Annotated in this window: 15 protein-coding genes; 5 read left to right on the forward strand and 10 right to left on the reverse strand. The window is 55.6% G+C overall.

Going from position 1 to position 17,578, the window contains the following annotated elements; translation table 11 throughout:
• Positions 1-5 precede the first annotated feature (5 nt).
• From SJY32_RS00365 to SJY32_RS00375, 3 genes are read left to right on the forward strand one after another with little or no spacing between them, the layout of a single operon-like run.
• A complete protein-coding gene (locus tag SJY32_RS00365) occupies positions 6-446 on the forward strand; it encodes a hypothetical protein (RefSeq protein ID WP_376870278.1) in 441 nt (146 codons plus the stop codon).
• A gap of 54 nt (positions 447-500) precedes the next feature.
• Positions 501-1,820: an NAD(P)/FAD-dependent oxidoreductase gene (locus SJY32_RS00370; RefSeq protein WP_376870280.1), complete on the forward strand. Its 1,320-nt coding sequence runs from the start codon at positions 501-503 to the stop codon at positions 1,818-1,820.
• 10 nt (positions 1,821-1,830) lie between these two features.
• Positions 1,831-2,187: a DUF5368 domain-containing protein gene (locus tag SJY32_RS00375; protein WP_376870283.1), complete on the forward strand. Its 357-nt coding sequence runs from the start codon at positions 1,831-1,833 to the stop codon at positions 2,185-2,187.
• Between the two features lie 190 nt (positions 2,188-2,377).
• Here SJY32_RS00375 and SJY32_RS00380 read toward each other — a convergent pair whose 3' ends face one another.
• The 9 genes from SJY32_RS00380 to SJY32_RS00420 form a co-directional block, all read right to left on the reverse strand.
• Entirely contained in the window at positions 2,378-3,673 is a 1,296-nt protein-coding gene (locus SJY32_RS00380; protein ID WP_376870286.1) for an NAD(P)/FAD-dependent oxidoreductase, read from the reverse strand.
• 31 nt (positions 3,674-3,704) lie between these two features.
• On the reverse strand, positions 3,705-5,033 hold the full coding sequence (locus tag SJY32_RS00385) for a glutamine synthetase family protein (RefSeq protein WP_376870289.1): 1,329 nt from the start codon (positions 5,031-5,033) through the stop codon (positions 3,705-3,707).
• A 318-nt stretch (positions 5,034-5,351) separates the two neighbouring features.
• Positions 5,352-5,708 carry a cupin domain-containing protein gene (locus SJY32_RS00390; RefSeq protein ID WP_376870291.1) on the reverse strand — a complete coding sequence of 119 codons (357 nt, stop codon included), beginning with the start codon at positions 5,706-5,708 and terminating at the stop codon, positions 5,352-5,354.
• Between the two features lie 169 nt (positions 5,709-5,877).
• Positions 5,878-6,534 (reverse strand): GntR family transcriptional regulator, encoded by a 657-nt coding sequence (locus SJY32_RS00395; RefSeq protein ID WP_376870294.1) that lies wholly within the window; start codon positions 6,532-6,534, stop codon positions 5,878-5,880.
• Positions 6,535-6,628: 94 nt separating this feature from the next.
• A complete protein-coding gene (dld, locus tag SJY32_RS00400; RefSeq protein ID WP_376870297.1) occupies positions 6,629-8,341 on the reverse strand; it encodes a D-lactate dehydrogenase in 1,713 nt (570 codons plus the stop codon).
• 58 nt (positions 8,342-8,399) lie between these two features.
• Complete coding sequence (locus SJY32_RS00405; RefSeq protein WP_376870299.1) at positions 8,400-9,347, reverse strand: 2-hydroxyacid dehydrogenase; 948 nt, start codon at positions 9,345-9,347, stop codon at positions 8,400-8,402.
• 89 nt (positions 9,348-9,436) lie between these two features.
• Positions 9,437-10,504 carry an extracellular solute-binding protein gene (locus SJY32_RS00410; RefSeq protein WP_376870301.1) on the reverse strand — a complete coding sequence of 356 codons (1,068 nt, stop codon included), beginning with the start codon at positions 10,502-10,504 and terminating at the stop codon, positions 9,437-9,439.
• 30 nt (positions 10,505-10,534) lie between these two features.
• Positions 10,535-11,641: an ABC transporter ATP-binding protein gene (locus SJY32_RS00415; RefSeq protein ID WP_376870303.1), complete on the reverse strand. Its 1,107-nt coding sequence runs from the start codon at positions 11,639-11,641 to the stop codon at positions 10,535-10,537.
• Positions 11,638-13,362 (reverse strand): ABC transporter permease subunit, encoded by a 1,725-nt coding sequence (locus SJY32_RS00420; RefSeq protein ID WP_376870305.1) that lies wholly within the window; start codon positions 13,360-13,362, stop codon positions 11,638-11,640. Before SJY32_RS00420 ends, SJY32_RS00415 begins: the two co-directional genes overlap by 4 nt.
• 259 nt (positions 13,363-13,621) lie before the next feature.
• Here SJY32_RS00420 and SJY32_RS00425 point away from each other — a divergent pair, with 259 nt between their 5' ends.
• Entirely contained in the window at positions 13,622-14,254 is a 633-nt protein-coding gene (locus tag SJY32_RS00425) for a GntR family transcriptional regulator (protein ID WP_376870308.1), read from the forward strand.
• A gap of 87 nt (positions 14,255-14,341) precedes the next feature.
• On the opposite strand, the gene SJY32_RS00430 is transcribed toward SJY32_RS00425, so the two are convergent.
• On the reverse strand, positions 14,342-15,247 hold the full coding sequence (locus SJY32_RS00430; protein WP_376870310.1) for a bestrophin family protein: 906 nt from the start codon (positions 15,245-15,247) through the stop codon (positions 14,342-14,344).
• A 413-nt stretch (positions 15,248-15,660) separates the two neighbouring features.
• Between SJY32_RS00430 and SJY32_RS00435 the strand changes: the two genes are divergently transcribed.
• Positions 15,661-17,175 carry an acetyl-CoA hydrolase/transferase family protein gene (locus SJY32_RS00435; protein ID WP_376870312.1) on the forward strand — a complete coding sequence of 505 codons (1,515 nt, stop codon included), beginning with the start codon at positions 15,661-15,663 and terminating at the stop codon, positions 17,173-17,175.
• Positions 17,176-17,578 lie beyond the last annotated feature (403 nt).

Consider the following 17,578-nt stretch of genomic DNA (forward strand, 5'->3'; position numbering starts at 1 on the left):
ATTCCATGCGGATTTCTAAACTGATCATGACCGCTATTTTGTCGTTCAGCTTTGCGGGGAGTGCTCAGGCAGATAGCCCGAACAAGCTGCTGACGATCCTGACCGCACCCGAGCCGCAAACACAGTTGATGGCGATGGTGTTGACGATGAACGCCATTGGCGCGGGGGCTGAGGCAGAGGTGCTGCTGTGCGGCCCTGCGGCGGATATCGCGTTGACAGACGCCCCTGAAACAGCGACCGCAGGCCAGCCGCCAAAGAATGCAAGCCCGCAGGGTTTGATGAAGATGATGATGGAGACGTCGGGCCTCAAAGTTCAGGTCTGTGCGATTTATCTGCCGGCAAAGGGGGCTGATACTTCGGTTTTGATCGACGGCATTAAAGCCGCCGCGCCGGATGCGATGGGCGCAGCCATCGTTGCGTCGAACACCACGGTTATGAGTTTTTAACGATATCAGTCCCCGCACACTGTTGCGCGCGGACATATTTGGGAGGAGATGGGGATGACGAGAGATAACACAATTCACGCCTCGCGACGAGGGTTTTTAGGGTTAGGTCTTGGGGGCTTAGCGCTCGCTGCTGCTGTTGGGCCGACGCAGGCCGCCGAAAAGCTGGCGACCAAAGCGCGCATTGTGATTATCGGTGCGGGCGCTGCGGGCACATCGCTGGTGAACCGATTGGTGGCGCGGCTTGAAGGGGCCGAGATCACGATTTTGGACCCGAGCGCGGAGCATTTATACCAGCCCGGGTTGTCGTTGGTGGCGGCAGGGTTGAAGCCTGCTTACTATACACAATCAAAGACCGCGGAGTGGATGCCAGATGGCATCACCCTTATCACTGAGGCGGCCGCCGCCATTGATCCGATTGTTAAAACCGTCAGCACGACCGGCGGGCAAACGCTGTCCTACGATTTTCTGGTCGTCGCGCCGGGGCTGGTGCTGGACCATGGCGCGATTGAGGGGTTCTCGCTCGATATGGTCGGGACCAACGGCATCGGTGCTTTATACGCAGGGCCGCAATACGCTGCAAAAACATGGCAAGCGGCCTCTAAATTTATCGAGGAAGGCGGTGTCGGCCTGTTCACACGCCCCGGAACCGAGATGAAATGCGCGGGCGCGCCGTTGAAGCATACCTTCCTGATTGAGGATATTGCCAGCCGCACCTTGGGTAAAGGCAAGCACGAGATGCATTATGCGGCACATGACAACGCGTTGTTCGGCGTGCCGATCGTCTCGGAAAAAGTGCGGATGCTGTTTGAAGATCGCAGCATCACACCGCATTACAGCCATGTTCTGAAGGCGGTTGACGCTGGCCGTAAAATTGCGACCTTTGCCACGCCCGATGGCGATCAAGAGCAGGGCTATGACTATCTTCACGTCATCCCGCCGCAACGCGCCCCCGAGGTGATCCGCCAATCCGGCCTAAGCTGGGCCGATAAATGGACGGATCAGGGATGGGTCGAGGTGGATATGAAAACCCTTCGACATTTGCGCTATCCTGACATCTTCGCTTTAGGGGACGTCGCAGGTGTCCCGAAAGGCAAAACCGCCGCCTCGGTAAAATGGCAGGTGCCCGTGGTAGAGGATCATCTGATCGCGGCCATTGAAGGTAAAGAGGGAACAGCGGTCTACGACGGCTACACGTCTTGCCCCCTCATCACCCGCGTTGGCCGCGCGATGCTCGTTGAGTTCGATTACCACAACAATCTCAAACCGTCCTTCCTCGGTGTCATCGCGCCTCTGGAGGAGTTGTGGGTGAGTTGGTTGATGAAAGAGGTCGCCTTAAAAGCGACCTATAACGCAATGCTGCGCGGCAAGGCTTAAGGAGAGCATTATGGAACAAATGACGTTTGAAACCATGATTGCGGTATTTGAGGAGATCTTCGGACGCGGGGTCTTTTGGGCAATGGTTGCGGTGGCCTGTGTCGTGACGGGGGCGTATCTCTACGTGCTGGTCCGCGACCGGGCAATGTCGATGCGCAAATTCATGTTGGCGCAGCTCTCAATGCCCTTCGGTGCGGTCGCCGCGGTTTTTTTTGTCCAGCGTATGACCCACTCGCATCTGCGTGATGTCGGTGGTCCGGTTGACGTCATCGTCCTTTTGGGCGTGGCGGGGATCGGAGCCATTGGCGCGGCTATTTTGGTCTATACGGCGCAATCCCTGTTTCACGGCAAGGACGGGCAAGTGTGACCTAGGCGGAGCGCAAGGCGCAGATCCTTTCGACAGCGGGAGGTCCGCGGCGTCGCGGTGACGCTTTTGCTAAACTGGCGCGGTCTGCTTCATCAATGAAGCGGGCCGCGCCGGCGCGTGAGGCACATAGCTATGCGACAAACAGCCAGATGTTCTATTCCAAACTGCTGTTTTGACACATGTTGCGCGATTATTTCAAATTTTCCAACTGCTTATAATACCACATACCCAGAGAGATTGCGGTGTTTCCGAACCATTTCCCGAATGGCAATTTCGTATGGCGCACGTTCGTAAAAATGCTGAGCTCATCGGTGCCTCGTGTGATCGCATTGGCCATAACTTCGGCAACGATGTGGGATGTCGCGACACCGTGGCCCGAATACCCTTCTGCAAAAAACACATTCGGAGCGATTTGCCCGAGATGGGGAATGCGGTTGATGATGATCCCCGCCTGACCCGACCATTGGTAGTCGATTTTGACCCCCTTCAAGCGCGGGAAGGTTCGCTCGAGCGCCGGTCTCAGTTCCTTTTCAACGGCGGTCGCGCTGTGACCGTTGCCGCTATAATTTGTGCCGCCCCCGAAGATCAGGCGCTTGTCAGCCGACAGACGGAAATAGTCCAAAACCATCCGACAATCATAGACGGCAATATCATGCGGATTGATAGCGTTGGCTGTCTCCTCGGAAAGCGGTTCCGTTGCCATTATCCCCAGAGAGGCCGGAAATAACGCGCCCTTCATCGGGCCTTGAGCCAGATGGTGATAGGCGTTTCCGGCAAGCAATACGTTGTCTGCTGTAACCTGGCCGTTTTGCGTTTTGACGATGGGGCGCTTGCCATGGACAATTTCGGTGACCCGCGTGTCGCAATAAATCTGTCCGCCCAAGGAGCGCACGGCGTCCGCCTCCCCGAGGCAGAGGTTCAATGAATGAACATGCATGTTCTTACGGTTCAGCAGGCCGGCGGGGTATAAATCGCTTTCGAGGTATTGCTTAACATCCGCGCCCTCAATGAACTCGACATGATCTTCCATCCCGTTTTCGCACGCCTCGCGGTACATGTCTTGAAGGCCGGGGATGTGCGAAGGTTTATATGCGGTCAGCATGTGACCGTGCTTCAGATCGCAGCGAATACCGTATTTCTCAACGCGCGCTTTAATAATGTCATGCCCGCGCCAGCGTAGATCCCAAACGTATTTTTTGGCCTCTGCGCCGAGGGTTTTTTTAAACTCGCGTTCCATCGCCTTGTCGCCCGAGAGGGACCCCGTGATCTGCCCGCCGTTGCGCCCCGTTGCCCCCCAACCGATTTGATTGGCCTCAAGCACCGCCACGCGCAGCCCGCGTTCGCAAAGCTCTAACGCCGAGTTGATACCGGTAAATCCGCCGCCGACAATTACGACATCAACATCGATATCACCCTCTAACTTAGGGAAGGCTGCGGTGTTGTTGGCGCTTGCGGCGTAGTAGCTTTTGCAATGCGGTTCAGCCATGTGTGGCAATCCTCTGTATATTTTTGATAGTTCACACGGCGTCGAGGTATGCTTGATACTCGACATCTGAAACCAATGATTTAAAGACGTCCTGCTCTTGCCGCTTGCAGGCGGCAAACATCGCGATGAGGGAAGGATCAAAGATTCTGGTCGTCATAGCGCTCCCCTCAAATGCGTCTGTCGCGCCGCGCCAGTCGAGGGGAAGTTGTGTGGCGTTGCCCTCATGCGCATTGCCTATCTGGGGCGCGGGCGGGCATATTTTTTCTGACATCCCGACAAAGGCGGCCCCAAGGATCGCGGCAAGAACAAGGTAGGGGTTTGCGTCCGCGCCAGAGACGCGGTGCTCAATACGGCGCGCGGCATGGGCGCCACCGGGAATGCGAATGGCGGCGGTGCGATTTTCGTAGCCCCAAGCGGCCACGGTTGGGGCGAGACTCCCCAAACAAAGGCGCCGATAAGAGTTTAAATGCGGGGCAAAAACCAAGGTTGTTGCGGGCATTGCGGTGATCAGCCCTCCGACGGCATGTTTGAGCAAATCGGACCCGTCTTCGGTACTGTCATTAAACACATTTTCACCTGCTGCATTCAACATGCTGAAATGCACATGGAATCCGTTGCCGGCCTCATCGTGATATGGCTTCGCCATGAAGCTGGCGGAGAACCCCTGTTCGGTCGCGCAGGTTTTGATGATTTGTTTTAAAATTACGGCGTCATCTGCGGCGCGCAGCGCATCGCCGACATGGCTCAGGTTGAACTCGAATTGCCCTGAACCGCCTTCAGAAATCGCAGTCTCCACGGGAACACCGCACGCTTGCGCCATTGCGTAAACCGCATCCAGAAAAGGCGAGACGCGGGAGATTTCCGCCAGAGAATAGATCGCATCGGCACGCCTTGGTTTCCCACTGCGCAGATCGGCAATCGGAGTGGCGCGCACGCAATTTGGATCGACCAAGTGAAACTCTAATTCCGTCGCAACGACCGGAGTTAGTCCGATATCTGCAAAGCGTTGTAGCACAAGCGCCAACGCATGGCGGGGGTCGGCGAGATAGGGTGACCCGTCTTCAAGGGTCATCCACATCGGAATTAAAGGGCAATGGTTTGCAGATCCGATGATGTGCAACGGACCACGCCCCGTTGGGAGGCATACGCCATCTTTATCGCCGTTTTCCATGACCAAGGAATTGCCATCAACATCTGTGCCCCAGATATCCACGCCTATGCTGGACATTGGCATCCGAAACGCGCCCGAGGCCAATTTCTCTGCCATGGCCGCAGGTAGACGTTTGCCGCGCAGGCAGCCGTTCAGATCATACACCCCTGCAAGAATGCTATGGCCACTTTCGGTAATAGGTTCCGGCATCATCTATCCTTGGGAAGCACCCTGTCTGGGTCTGCAATGTGTTATAACAGATTGCCAATTGCTATAACACATGTAAAGGCCCTTTCGACCCAATCACCGATAAACCTTATGGTCTGTGACGGGCGGCCACAGGAAAACGTCCCGCTTTTCAAAAGCAGGGTTTAATACGCGCGGAGAGGGTGGGTTTCATCACGCGCAGCCGCCACCCGATCGCCAGAGAGGGCTGGGGCGGCGGCTGCGCGGTGGGTGTTTGCGGCCTACTGGCAGTGGCCGTTCGTGACAAAGCGCGTTGGGGAACAGCGCTTTGCCTCCTTTAACTTAGACGTTCTCGCGGATCACAAAGATCTTCTTTGTCGGTGTAATAATATTCCAGACGTAGCTGTGGCCTGGCCGCATGATAAAGCTGTCGCCAACTGTTATTTTGCGAGGGTCTTTGCCTTCCTCAATCAGTTCTGACTCGCCTTGAATGATCGTCACAAACTCCCAAGTTTCTTTAACCACCTGCCACGAGCCGACTTGGACTTCCCAAACGCCAGTGCTGACCGACCCATCTGGCGTCACTTCGATTTCCCACGTCTTATTTGTAGGCGCGCCACTGATAATGCGTTCGGGCAACGGCGCCCCCTCGACGGGTTCACCGAGGGTGTTCAGATCGAAATAATACAAAGCGTCCATCGTTTTATCCTAGCTTTTTGAAAGGCACATCATTGGAAATCGCCCATATAGCGGTCAAAGCCAGATTGGCTTGCCGACTGGGAAATCCCGCCAATTTCTGCACGACATGTGCGAAAGCCTATAACTGAGATCGCAGTTTGTAAACGTGAAACGTGATGGCAAATGCGGGTTATTTGATATTGCTCAAAACAAGGTTCATGCCGTCCATAACATCGTCAGTCACCGCCTTATTCAGGGCATCCGTATCGCTGTTACGAAGGGCCTGAAGGATCGCGGGATGTTTGTCATGTTCACGCTGCGATGCGCCGTAGCGTTCAAAAACGACGCGCATCATTGGGCCAAATTGCAACCAGAGCATTTCAATTAGCCGCATCAAAGTCGGCGCTGGTTCGGCCCCATAAAGTTTAAAATGAAACTCATAGTTTCCGAGCATATAGGACGCCACGTCGCCCGAATCGAGACCCACATTCATACGATGGTCGATCTGCTCGAGCTCGGAAATAATAGCGGGCGTGATTGCAGGTAGCGCACGTACTGCTGCGGCGGGTTCAAGTTGTAGGCGGCTGAACAGAAGATCGTTGAAACGATCCAAAGTCATCTGCGGGACAACGACGCTGCTTTGGGATTTAATCTCGAGCACACGTTCTGCGGAGAGGCGGGAAATCGCCTCACGAACCGGCATAGGGCTGATAGACAGCTCTCGCGCGATCGCACGGGACGACAGAATTTGATCCGGCGTGATTGCCCCCGTCACCAGCCTGTGGCGTAAAGTGTCATAAACCATCGCCCGCATTGGGAAATCACTCGCCGGTTTTTTGTCGTCCAAGGTCCTGCACTCCAGGTATGATGCCGCAAATCTTAAGCATCATGCCATAGCACGAAAAATCGGCGCGGAGTAAACGGCAGTTGATCCCTTGGGGTTATGACTCGGCGTAGTGTTTACGCTTGGACATCTTCCCCAAACCTGGGTTCAGCGTGTTCGTTGGATCGATTTTACGATAGAACGCCGCCAAATCCGGCTTTGCGAGATATTGATGTCCGACGTTATGTTCGGCGGGGTATTCCGCTCCGCGCTTGTCCAATATCTCGAGCATCTGTGTCTTAAGCGCCTCCACATCAACGCCGGCCTTCACGATGTAATCTTGGTGCATGACATGGCAGAGAAAATGCCCGCAATACAGCGCATGAACGATTTGATCCGTGATCTGTTTGGGAAGGGTTTCAAACCAGTCTTCGTCGTTCCGGCGCAAGGCGATATCTAATGCCAAAATATCTTCGACATCTTTGGCGTGGATGGTCCGAAACCGAACCGACGCGGCCCCCGCAGCGAAGCGATAGAGTGCCGCGATTTTTGCCTCTCGTGCGGTACATTCAAAGAAGTCGAGCGTTCTTGTGGCTCGAAGTTTGCTCAGCGCTGCACGTGCCTCCTCTATGCCGCTATCGCGTACTTTCAAAATCAGGTGGTGATCGAATTGCGCGCGTATGTCGTCCATGCGCTTGGGCACGATGGTTGGCCAGACAGCTGCCAGCGCCTGCATGAAATGATCAGTGGCATGGCGTAAGAACGGTACGCGCTCCAACCGCGCATCAATCGCGCCTTTGAGGGCGAAAAACCGCGGCAACCAATCCGTGCCCAGCTTATCAATCATTACCACGGAATCTTTGCCATATTTCCGGATAAGGTCATAGTAGTCGGCGTGCAGATATTCCGCGCTGACGGGAAGTGTTTCGAAATCCGTCAGGATTTCGCGGCGCAACTGTGTCAGGGCCGCAGGATCGCGCGCGCCGATGTAAAATGTCGTTTCGGCCTCGGGGTTTGGGTAGGTGTCGAGGCGCACGGCAAAGACAGCCAGTTTGCCCGCGCAGCCCGAAGCTTCGTGCAGACGGTGTTTATCAGCATTGAACCGCGCCGGTGTTGCTGCCTCAACATCCCGAACGCGTGTGGCGTAACCGGTGTCTGATGCTTTGGCGTTCGTGTCCTGAATATCGTGTTCGGTATAGTCGCCTGCTTGCAACCGCGTCAGAATTTGCTCCGGCGTCGTCCCGAGCGAAATCCCAAGATGGTTCACCAGCTCCAACGTTCCCGTTTCCGACACTTGGGCAAAAATCGACATCTCGGTGTAGGCGGGCCCCCGTTCGACAAGAGAACCGCCGGAATTGTTGCAAATCCCGCCGATCACCGAGGCCCCGATGCAAGAGCTTCCGATAACGGAATGGGGCTGTCGGTTCAGCGGGCTCAACGCCTTTTCTAATGTGTAAAGCGTTGTGCCCGGAAAGCCGATACTTTGGGCCCCGCCCTTGATCAGGTGCAGCATTGACAGCCGCTTCGTGCTGATCAAAACGACATCTCGATCATAGGTGCCGTCGGGGGTGGACCCGCCGGTCAAGCCCGTGTTTGCAGCCTGCATGATAACGATTTTATCCGCCGCGACGCAGGCTTTTAGCACATACCATTGTTCCAAGAGCGTTCCGGGCTGGATGACGGCCAAGGCCGCCCCAAACCCGGATCGAAACCCTTTGCGAAACCGTTTGGTTCGCGTGTCGCCCGTGAGCACATGATGCGCCCCTACGATACCCCGCAAGTCTTGCAACAAGCGGTCGTTGGCTGTCTTGGTCAAAGACGTGTCATTCATTTCAGGTCGCTCCGGCATAAAAAGAGACGCGGCGCATATCCACCAAGACTCTGCGCATTCAGGTCACCACATTCGTCGGCTGACCCGCGATAAAGGCGAGGATGTTCTGACCAGCATAGCCAAAGACGTCGTTTGCCTCATCTGTGTGAAAACCGATATGAGGTGTCAGGGCCGTATTCAGACCTGTTTTAGGCAGCGTACCCTCAATCGGCGGTTCTACGGGAAATACATCCAGACCGGCCCCAAAAATGGCACCTGCATTGATGATTTCGTTCAACGCCACATTGTCCACGATTTCGGCGCGGGCGGTGTTAATGAAGATGGCCGTTGGCTTCATTTTCTCGAGAAGCGCGCGGCTGATCATGCCATCGGTTTCTTGGGTGTGAGTGAGGTGCAATGACACCACATCCGATGTCGCAAAAAGCTCATCCAACGCGACCCATTGCGCCTTGATATCGTCGCGCGGCGAGCGGGCCCAATAGACGACTTCCATCCCCAGCCCTTGCGCCATCGCGATGACGCGACGGCCAATTGTGCCTGTGCCAACGACACCAATACGACGCCCCGATAATTTCAGGCCTTGGTTTTTATCCCAACCACCCGCTTGGATGATGCTCGCACCTTCATTGATCCGGCGGGCAACGGCAAACATAAGTGCAATCGCATGCTCCGCAACGCTTTGGCTGGCGTAGTCGGACACGTTAGTGACGGTCACACCGGCCTTTGCTGCCTCATCCATATTAACGAAACGGCGTGCGCCCGTCCCGACAAAGCTCACGAGCTTCAGATCAGGATTGCGCTCCATCAAGCCGGCTGGCACGGGGCCTTGGTCTCCTACGACATATAGGCAATCATACCCCGATGCCCGCGCGATCGCGGCCTCGGGATCGGCAAAGGACTCTTCGAACCAGTCGAATACGTGGCCGGCCTTTTCCAACGGCGCTTTCACATCGCGCGCGACGATGTCCTTATACTGGGCTTCGCCGTCAATGCATACGATCCTCATGGTCGTGGTCCTTCGTATTGTCTTTTATGGGAAATGGGCGATGCGCGCGCCGACCGATTGCCCAGCAGGCGCGCGCAAAGGTTGGGGTGTTACTGGCCAACCCAACGGTTGAATTGGTCAAGCACGGCATCAAGATTGTTCAGATAGTAATCGCTATCTTGCACGATCGACCCGTCGACATTCGAACCGACCGGCAAGAACGCCTGCACCTCGTCGGGGAAATCAGACGGGCTGAGGGCTTTGAGCGAGGCAGGGATTGGCGTTGGTACTTTAGATGCAAAGGCGATCTGGCCTTCAACGTTCTTGATGACATGGCCCATCAACGCTTGGGCGGCCTCGGCATTGGGTGCGTCGGCGGGAATGGACCAAACGCTGTTGGAATAGCCCGCCTCATTCCATGTGATCTTCATAGGGAAGCCGTTTTCCGATAGCGCGGTGAAGGCACGGTTGGCCCAAAGGATACCGATATCACACGAGCCATTCTCGAAGGATTCGATCGATTGTCCGCCGCTGGACCACCAAGTGATGCTGTCGGAAATCGCATCCAGCTTTTTCAAAGCGCGATCAACGTCCAGCGGATAGAGTTCGGCGGGTGCGACGCCATCTGCCAGCAATGCGGCCTCAAGTGTCCAGCCGTATTGAGGGTTGTTGAAAAAGCAACGCTTGCCGGGGAAAGCTTCCAAATCCCACAAATCCGCCATCTCGGACGGCTTTTTGTCAGGGTACGCGGAATCGTCCCACGCCAGAACCATACCAAATGTGCCGACTTGAATGCCGTAGTCATCATAGGTGCCATCAACGAGGTCACCGACCGGAACAACCGAGGTGTCGATTTTTTGCAGCAGGCCATCTTTGGCGGCGATTGCAGCGTCATTCATCGTCGGGAACAGCACGAGGCTCCACGGCATTGAACCGGCCTCTGCCGAGGCAAAGAATTTTGTCGCGGAATCGTTGTAGTCATCAACGACGTTTGCACCGGTATCTGCGGTGAAATCTTTGAAGAGCGTTGCCGCCTCGGCTTCATAGACCACGCCGCCGCTGGTATCATAAAACAGCACACCGCCAGACTGCGCTGCAAGGGGCTGGGCGCCAACCGCGAGCAGTGCCGCGATGGGGCCGGTTGTCAGGAGAGAGACTTTTTTTGAATTATTTTTCATTGTTTTACCTCGACTGTTGGGGGTTGGTGTTTAGCTTATGTCGCGTGGCACGAGCGCAGATGCGCCCGACCGTACCGAGAGGGTCACCTTGGCGCCAACCGCTGGAACGGGCCCGCCTGGGTCCAGATCCGCGGCGCATAGCATCCCGTCTATCGCGACCTGCACAGTGTGACGCTGACCGAGAAAACGGCTGTCTGTCACAACGGCTGTCGTGATCTTGTCGTGCCCTTGGGGCACTGTGCCCGTGCTGAGAACCAATTGTTCCGGCCGAACCGAGCAAAAGGCGTGCGCGGAGGCGTTGGCGTCGTAGGCGCGGGCGGTGACCACCGCATCGCCTATACGAGCGGTTGTGCCATTTGGGCCGTGACCCATAACTTGCGCAGGGAACAGATTTGTCCTGCCCAAGAACTTTGCCACGAACAAATCTTTCGGCGCGCGGTATAGTTGCTCGGGCGTTCCAATTTGCGACACTTTCCCATCGCGCATCAGGCCAATCCGATCGGAGAGCACAAATGCTTCGTCTTGGTCATGCGTGACGTATATCGCCGTGGTTTGCGACTCGCGCTGAATGCGCCTGATTTCGCCGCCGAGCTCCTCTCGCAAGGCGCGATCAAGCGCGCCCAACGGTTCGTCAAGAAGCAAAACGCGCGGTCGTTGGGCGAGCGCGCGGCCAAGGGCAACGCGCTGCTGTTGGCCGCCGGACAATTGCGCGGGATACCGACCCGCTAGGTGACCAAGCCCGGTTAGTTCGATCATCTCGGCCAAACGTTTGACGCGCAGCTTTTCGTCCAGCTTGCGCGCCCGCAATCCGAATTCAATGTTTTCAGAAACCGTGAGATGCGGAAATAGAGCATAGTTTTGGAACACAAAGCCGATGTCGCGCTTTTGTGTTGGCACATGCGTCACGTCGGAGTCGTCGATTGCGATCTGGCCCTGTTTTGGTTCCAACAGGCCCGCGATGATACGTAACAGTGTCGATTTGCCAGAACCCGATGGACCGATAAGAGTAAAGAATTCGCCCGCTTTCACCTCTATCGCCACATCTTGCAGGGCAGGCGTGCCATTGTAATCGAGGTGGATATCGGACGCGACAACGCGGCCCAAGCTGGTTTCGTTAAACTGTGAAATCATATTCATGTTCTCTCCCGAACAAGAGCGCGGCGTCGTGCCATGATCGAACTGACGACCCCACGCACAGCAACGATCGCCACAACCGAAATGATGAGCAGTGAGGCCATGGCAGGAACCGTCGGCACGACACCGCTCTCGAGATATTTATAAATGGTCACGGGCAGCGTTTTACTCGGGCCTGTTTGCAAAAACAGCGCGAGCACGACTTCATCCCAAGAGGTGACAAAGGCGATAGCGAAGGCACCGACGACGCTTGGCATAATGCCGCGAACAACTACCGCCCAAAACGTGCGAGTGCGCGAGACACCCAACGTCCATGCGGCTTCCTCCACCCCGCGATTGGCACCGGCCATCGCAGCCGTAATCAACGCAAAGGCCAAAGGCGCGGCGATGACCGTGTGCGCGAGGACAAGCCCGAGTGTTGTTCCGGTTAATTTCAGCTTTAGCTCGACATCAAAGATGCCAATCGCCAGCAAGATCGCGGGTGCAATGATCGGTGCAAGCGCGAGGCCACTGATTACGGCCTTTCCCGTCGTTGACTTTATGCTGTTTGTCACGCGTGCCAGCACCAGGCCGATCAACACGGAAAGCGTTGCCGTTCCAGTGCCAACCACGACCGATTGCAGGATCGGACCCAGCCAGATTTTCGATGTGAATACCTCGCCGAACCATTTTAGCGTAAAGCCGCGTGGCGGGAAAACAACCGTTCCAGTGTCACCGATTGAGAGCGGAAAGACGAACAGGACCGGGACGACCAAGATCGTGACGGTGACGACTGTGCAGATCGCTGCGACAGCCATCGGCGGCGACCAGCGGAAGGGCCGCTCCGCGCTAACACCTTTGGCTTGAACCGATCCGACGCCGCCCGCCTGAAACCCGCCCGCCGCTTTAAGCACGCCGACATAGCAAATTGCCGTTGCAACCAGCAAGACAACCCCCATCGCGCTTGCAATACCCCAGCGGAAAATGTCGATCTGCTGCTGGATGAAGACAGCTATCGTCTGGTCACGCGGACCACCAAGGATGGCGGGCACCACGAAAAAGCTGAGGGACAGGATGAAGATCAGCAACGCGCCGCTGAGCAGGGATGAGCTGACCATTGGCAGATAGACGCGGAAGAACGAGTAAGATGCGCTCGCGCCCATTGTTCGCGCGGCCAGCAACAGGTTGCCATCAACTGCCACCATGCCCGCATAAAGAATAAGGATCATGTAGGGCAACAGGTACATAACCGTCCCGACAAGCACGCCGGCTTGGGAATACAGCAGCGAGAACTCACCAAACCCAAGCGCTAGGCTGGCTTGGTTAAGGGGGCCGTTCGGCGACAAAATTGACGTCACCGCGAACAGCCGCACCACGATCGAGACCCAGAACGGGATGAGGATCAACAGCAACAAGACCGACGCGGGCCACTTGTTAAGCCGTGAAATGAAATAGGCGGTGGGAAATGCGAGCGCTGTTGTGATGATCGTAGAGAAAAGCGCGAGCCTCAACGTCCGCATCTCGACCAACAACAAAAAATCGTCGCCAAGTAATTGCCGGAAGTTGTCCAGAGTTAAGACGAGGTTCTGAAGGTCAAATTTGCCACTCGGTGACAAACTGCGCAGAACAACTGTCGTGATCGGCCAAACGAAAAAGATGACATAAAACGCGATAATCGGGGCAATCAACGCCCACCGCGCCATGAGCGATTGGGCGCGAGGGGAAAGGCCGCGCGTCACCGACATACCGCGCGCCATTTTGTGCGCGTGCGTAATATCGTGGGGGCTGTCCCATGCAGAAGCATTCTTGTGTTCTAAAAGCATCGCGTTCTCTCATATTCGCCGAAATAACTCTGGCAACGAATCTGCGATCGCACTACCGTTGCTATAACAGTAATGCAGATGTTATAACACATGTAAACTGATTTAGTTATTTTTTTGGTACTCAAACTTCAGTTGCAAATAATGTAAGCAGTCTGAAATTAGAAAGGGAGCCGGCACGGGTATGGGGTACGAAGCAACGACCGCGTCCGAGTCAATTTTTGGGCGTTTGCGCCAGAAACTGTGCGAAGGAAACTTTGAGCCAGGAGAGCGGATTTCGATCCGTGCGCTGGCCTTAGCCGAAGGCACGAGCATCATGCCAGCGCGCGACGCTGTGCGTCAGCTTGTTGCGACGGGGGCCCTTCAGTTTGTCGATAGCCGCTCGATCATAGTTCCGACGCTGACTCCGGAAAGTCACCACGACATTCTGAATGCGCGAATTTACCTTGAAGGCGAAATCGCCCGCAAAGCATTCCTTCAGTTGACCCAAGGCGATCTGAAGCTGTTGCGAGAGTTTGACGAGGCCATCAACAAGGCGATCGTCGAGAAAGATGTCTCGAGCTACATGCGGAACAACCACGCGTTTCATTTTCTGATCTATAATAAGGGTATGTCGCCCGTATTGCTCAATCTGATCCAAATCCTCTGGATGCGCTACGGACCCTCAATGCGGTTTATCAGTGTGAAATACGGGGCCTCTAATTTTGCGGACGATTTCCACCATGAGATCACCGAAGCTTTGGGGGCGGGGGACGCTGAACGGTTCGTGGCGGCCATTCGAGCAGACGTCAAACAGGGGATGGATTTTCTTGTTTGATTCAGTCTGGCAATCGATCCGATAGGTCTGATGTGCAACGATCAGACGCGCTTGCGGATCGAGGCTACGATAGAGCGGCTCGCAGCGTCAGGTCAGCACATGGTTTTCGGGCAGCAAAGCTTCGGGGGCAGGGCGGTCCAGCGCCTCGGACACGGATACTTCGATCACGCGACAGATCGCGTCCAGCGGTAGGCCATTATGCAGATTGTGAAATGGCAATTCCAATTCATTGGTCACGGCTTGCAGTCCGAAGAACACATAGGCGACGACCGCAGCGAGAAGGGGCGCAAACCATCCGGTCGCGTCGATCAAGGCGAAGGGCATGATGAAACAGTAGAAATAGGTCGTGCGGCGCACCAGAAGCGAATAAACGAAGGGCAGGGGTGTTGTCTTGATCCGCTCACAGCCTGCCTGCGCCAACCCCAAAGCAGCGAGTGTCTCCGTCATCGCCACCTGACCTAGCGTCGTCAGGGAACCACTTTTCCCAAGGTCATGGAAACGGTTCGCAATGGCGTTCAACGCGGCATCCGCCGCATTTCTGCGCGAGATCAACGCGTCCGCCTGCGCCTCCCCGACCCATCCAACGATGTCAGATCGCACGTCAACACCGCGCAAAAACCCACGATGAAGATGCACGAAGGCCACCGCATGCGTCATGATAAAGTCGCGATCCTCGCCCTTGCCGACGAAAACGCTCGTTTGGCGCCCTAAACTGCGGACATCGGCAATCATGCTACCCAATAGCTTGCGCGCTTCCCACCAACGGTCATAGGCAGCATTGTTGCGAAAGCCCAAGAACAACGACAATGCCACCCCGAAAACCCCCATAGCGGCAATGGAGATATGGGGAAGCCGCACCACGTGATGATCTATCAGCAAAACCGCGAGCGACAGGAGAGTGACCCCGATAATCCGGCTCATAATCCGCGGGATCACCGACCCTTGAATTACAAAGAACAACCGCAATGAAGACGGGGCTTCCCTGACGATCATGTGGCTTTCTCCAACGGGTCGGAAATCTGTGCTCAATGCCGCCGTGACAACGCCGCATTAAATCCGAGGTTAGCAGTTGAAATTCAAAGGTAAAGCGTTTGCGAACGGCTTGCGCGGGCACCGCTTTGATTATCCGTGTGACTACGCGTTAAAGCTGAAAAAGTGAACGCATAGATGGGGTGTCCTCGGGAGCTATCTCAAAATACTTTGCCCATCTTGGCGATCGGTCGAGAAATCGCGCCTGCTGCATACGTGACAAATCCTGTACTGCGACAATATGGCATGCAAGTCGCGCCGGAACGGGGGTTATCCACCCCTATCGCAGGGGGTATCGTCATCGGGTCGCATGTTACACGGACGTCAGACAGTCGGTTTAACGACATCTCGTAAAGTCATGCCAAGTGGAGTTCATCATGACGAGGACCATTCGCACAGCACCCGCGTCGCTGAAATCCAAGATCATGAGCGCCGATGCCGCCGCATCTCTTATCCATAACGGCGCAACACTCGGGATGAGCGGCTTTACCGGATCGGGCTATCCCAAGGCGGTTCCTTTGGCGCTCGCAGCGCAGATCGAAACGGAACACGCGGCGGGAAATCCGTTTCAGGTGAAAGTCTGGTCAGGCGCATCTACAGGGCCTGAGTTGGACGGCGCATTGGCCAAGGCAAACGGAATCGATTTTCGCATGCCCTACAACTCGGACCCTGTCGCGCGCGAGAAAATCAATGCGGGCGAGATGAACTATTGCGACATGCACTTGAGCCAAGTCGCGCCAATGGCGTGGCAAGGCTTTCTGGGCGATCTGGATACCGCCGTCGTCGAAATTTCCGGATTTACACCTGAGGGCGATCTGATCCCATCGTCATCAGTCGGCAATAATAAAACATGGTTGGAGCGGGCGCAAAACATCATCCTCGAGGTGAACAGCTGGCAAAGTGACGCGCTGAACGGGATGCATGATATCTATTACGGCACGGCTTTGCCGCCCAACCGTTTGCCGATCCCGCTTGTGAAACCGGATGATCGCATCGGCCAAACTCATTTTAAAGTGGACCCTCGTAAGATCATCGCGATCGTTGAAACCGACACGCCGGATCGCAACGCGCCTTTTGCCAAGCCCGATAGCACAGCGAAGGCGATTGCGGGGCATCTGCTGGAGTTTCTGAAACACGAGGTCAATCTCGGTCGCATGCCGGCCGCTTTATTGCCGCTGCAATCAGGCGTCGGAAATGTCACCAATGCGGTTTTGGCGGGTTTGCTGGACAGCCCCTTTGAAAACATGACCTCTTTTACCGAGGTTATTCAGGACGGTATGCTCGATCTGCTGGATGCGGGTAAGTTGCGGATGGCGTCCGCGACCGCGTTTTCCTTAAGCCCCGAGGCTGCACTGCGCTTCAACGCCGATGCGCATCGCTACCGTGACAAGCTTATTTTGCGGCCTCAAGAGATATCGAACCACCCCGAATTGGTGCGTCGACTTGGGTGCATCGCGATGAACGGGATGATCGAGGCCGATATCTATGGCAACGTGAATTCGACCCATGTCATGGGCTCGCGGATGCAAAATGGTATCGGCGGCTCTGGCGACTTTGCGCGTAACGCCTATGTCTCGATCTTCGTGACCCCGTCTACGGCCAAAGGTGGCAAAATCTCGGCGATCGTTCCAATGGCGAGCCACGTGGATCATATTGCGCAAGACGTTCAGGTGATTGTTACAGAACAAGGCCTTGCCGATCTTCGCGGTTTGGCGCCCAAGCAAAGAGCGATGAAAATTATCGAAAATTGCTCGCACCCTGATTACCGCGACGCGCTGCGTGACTATTATCAGCGCGCTCAGCACAGCAGCTTTGGCAAACACGCGCCGCACGCGCTTCCCGAGGCGTTAAGCTGGCATCAGCGATATATCGAGACGGGGTCGATGAAGTAACGAAAGCCGACTTCGGGGGGCCAAAACATAAACCTGATTTTCAGAACTGATATAAACATTCAGCCACGCCATTGAAGCAAACTTAGGTGCGGTGCGACCACAGCACGATCTGTTGCCGCGGGCGGCTTCGGGTAGGATCGCTCGGGATGCGTCACGGCGTTGGACGTGGTTTCACGAGCAAAGAGTTTACTGTGTGAGCAAGCTAAAGTCGACAATTCGCCGCAATAAAAATTAAGCCAGTCCACGTGTTGTGGGAGTGGATGGGACCTTGGCTTACTGAGGTCGTCCCAAAATCGATTTGGCAGATAATCCGTCTTATGTAATAAATTCTCTCCCTTTCATATCCGCGCCCTGCATATATCGATTTTCGCATCCGATACAGAAGACCACGCAAACTGGACTT

Origin of the sequence: Albirhodobacter sp. R86504 (genome assembly GCF_042466415.1) — a bacterium.
Taxonomy (GTDB): domain Bacteria; phylum Pseudomonadota; class Alphaproteobacteria; order Rhodobacterales; family Rhodobacteraceae; genus Albirhodobacter.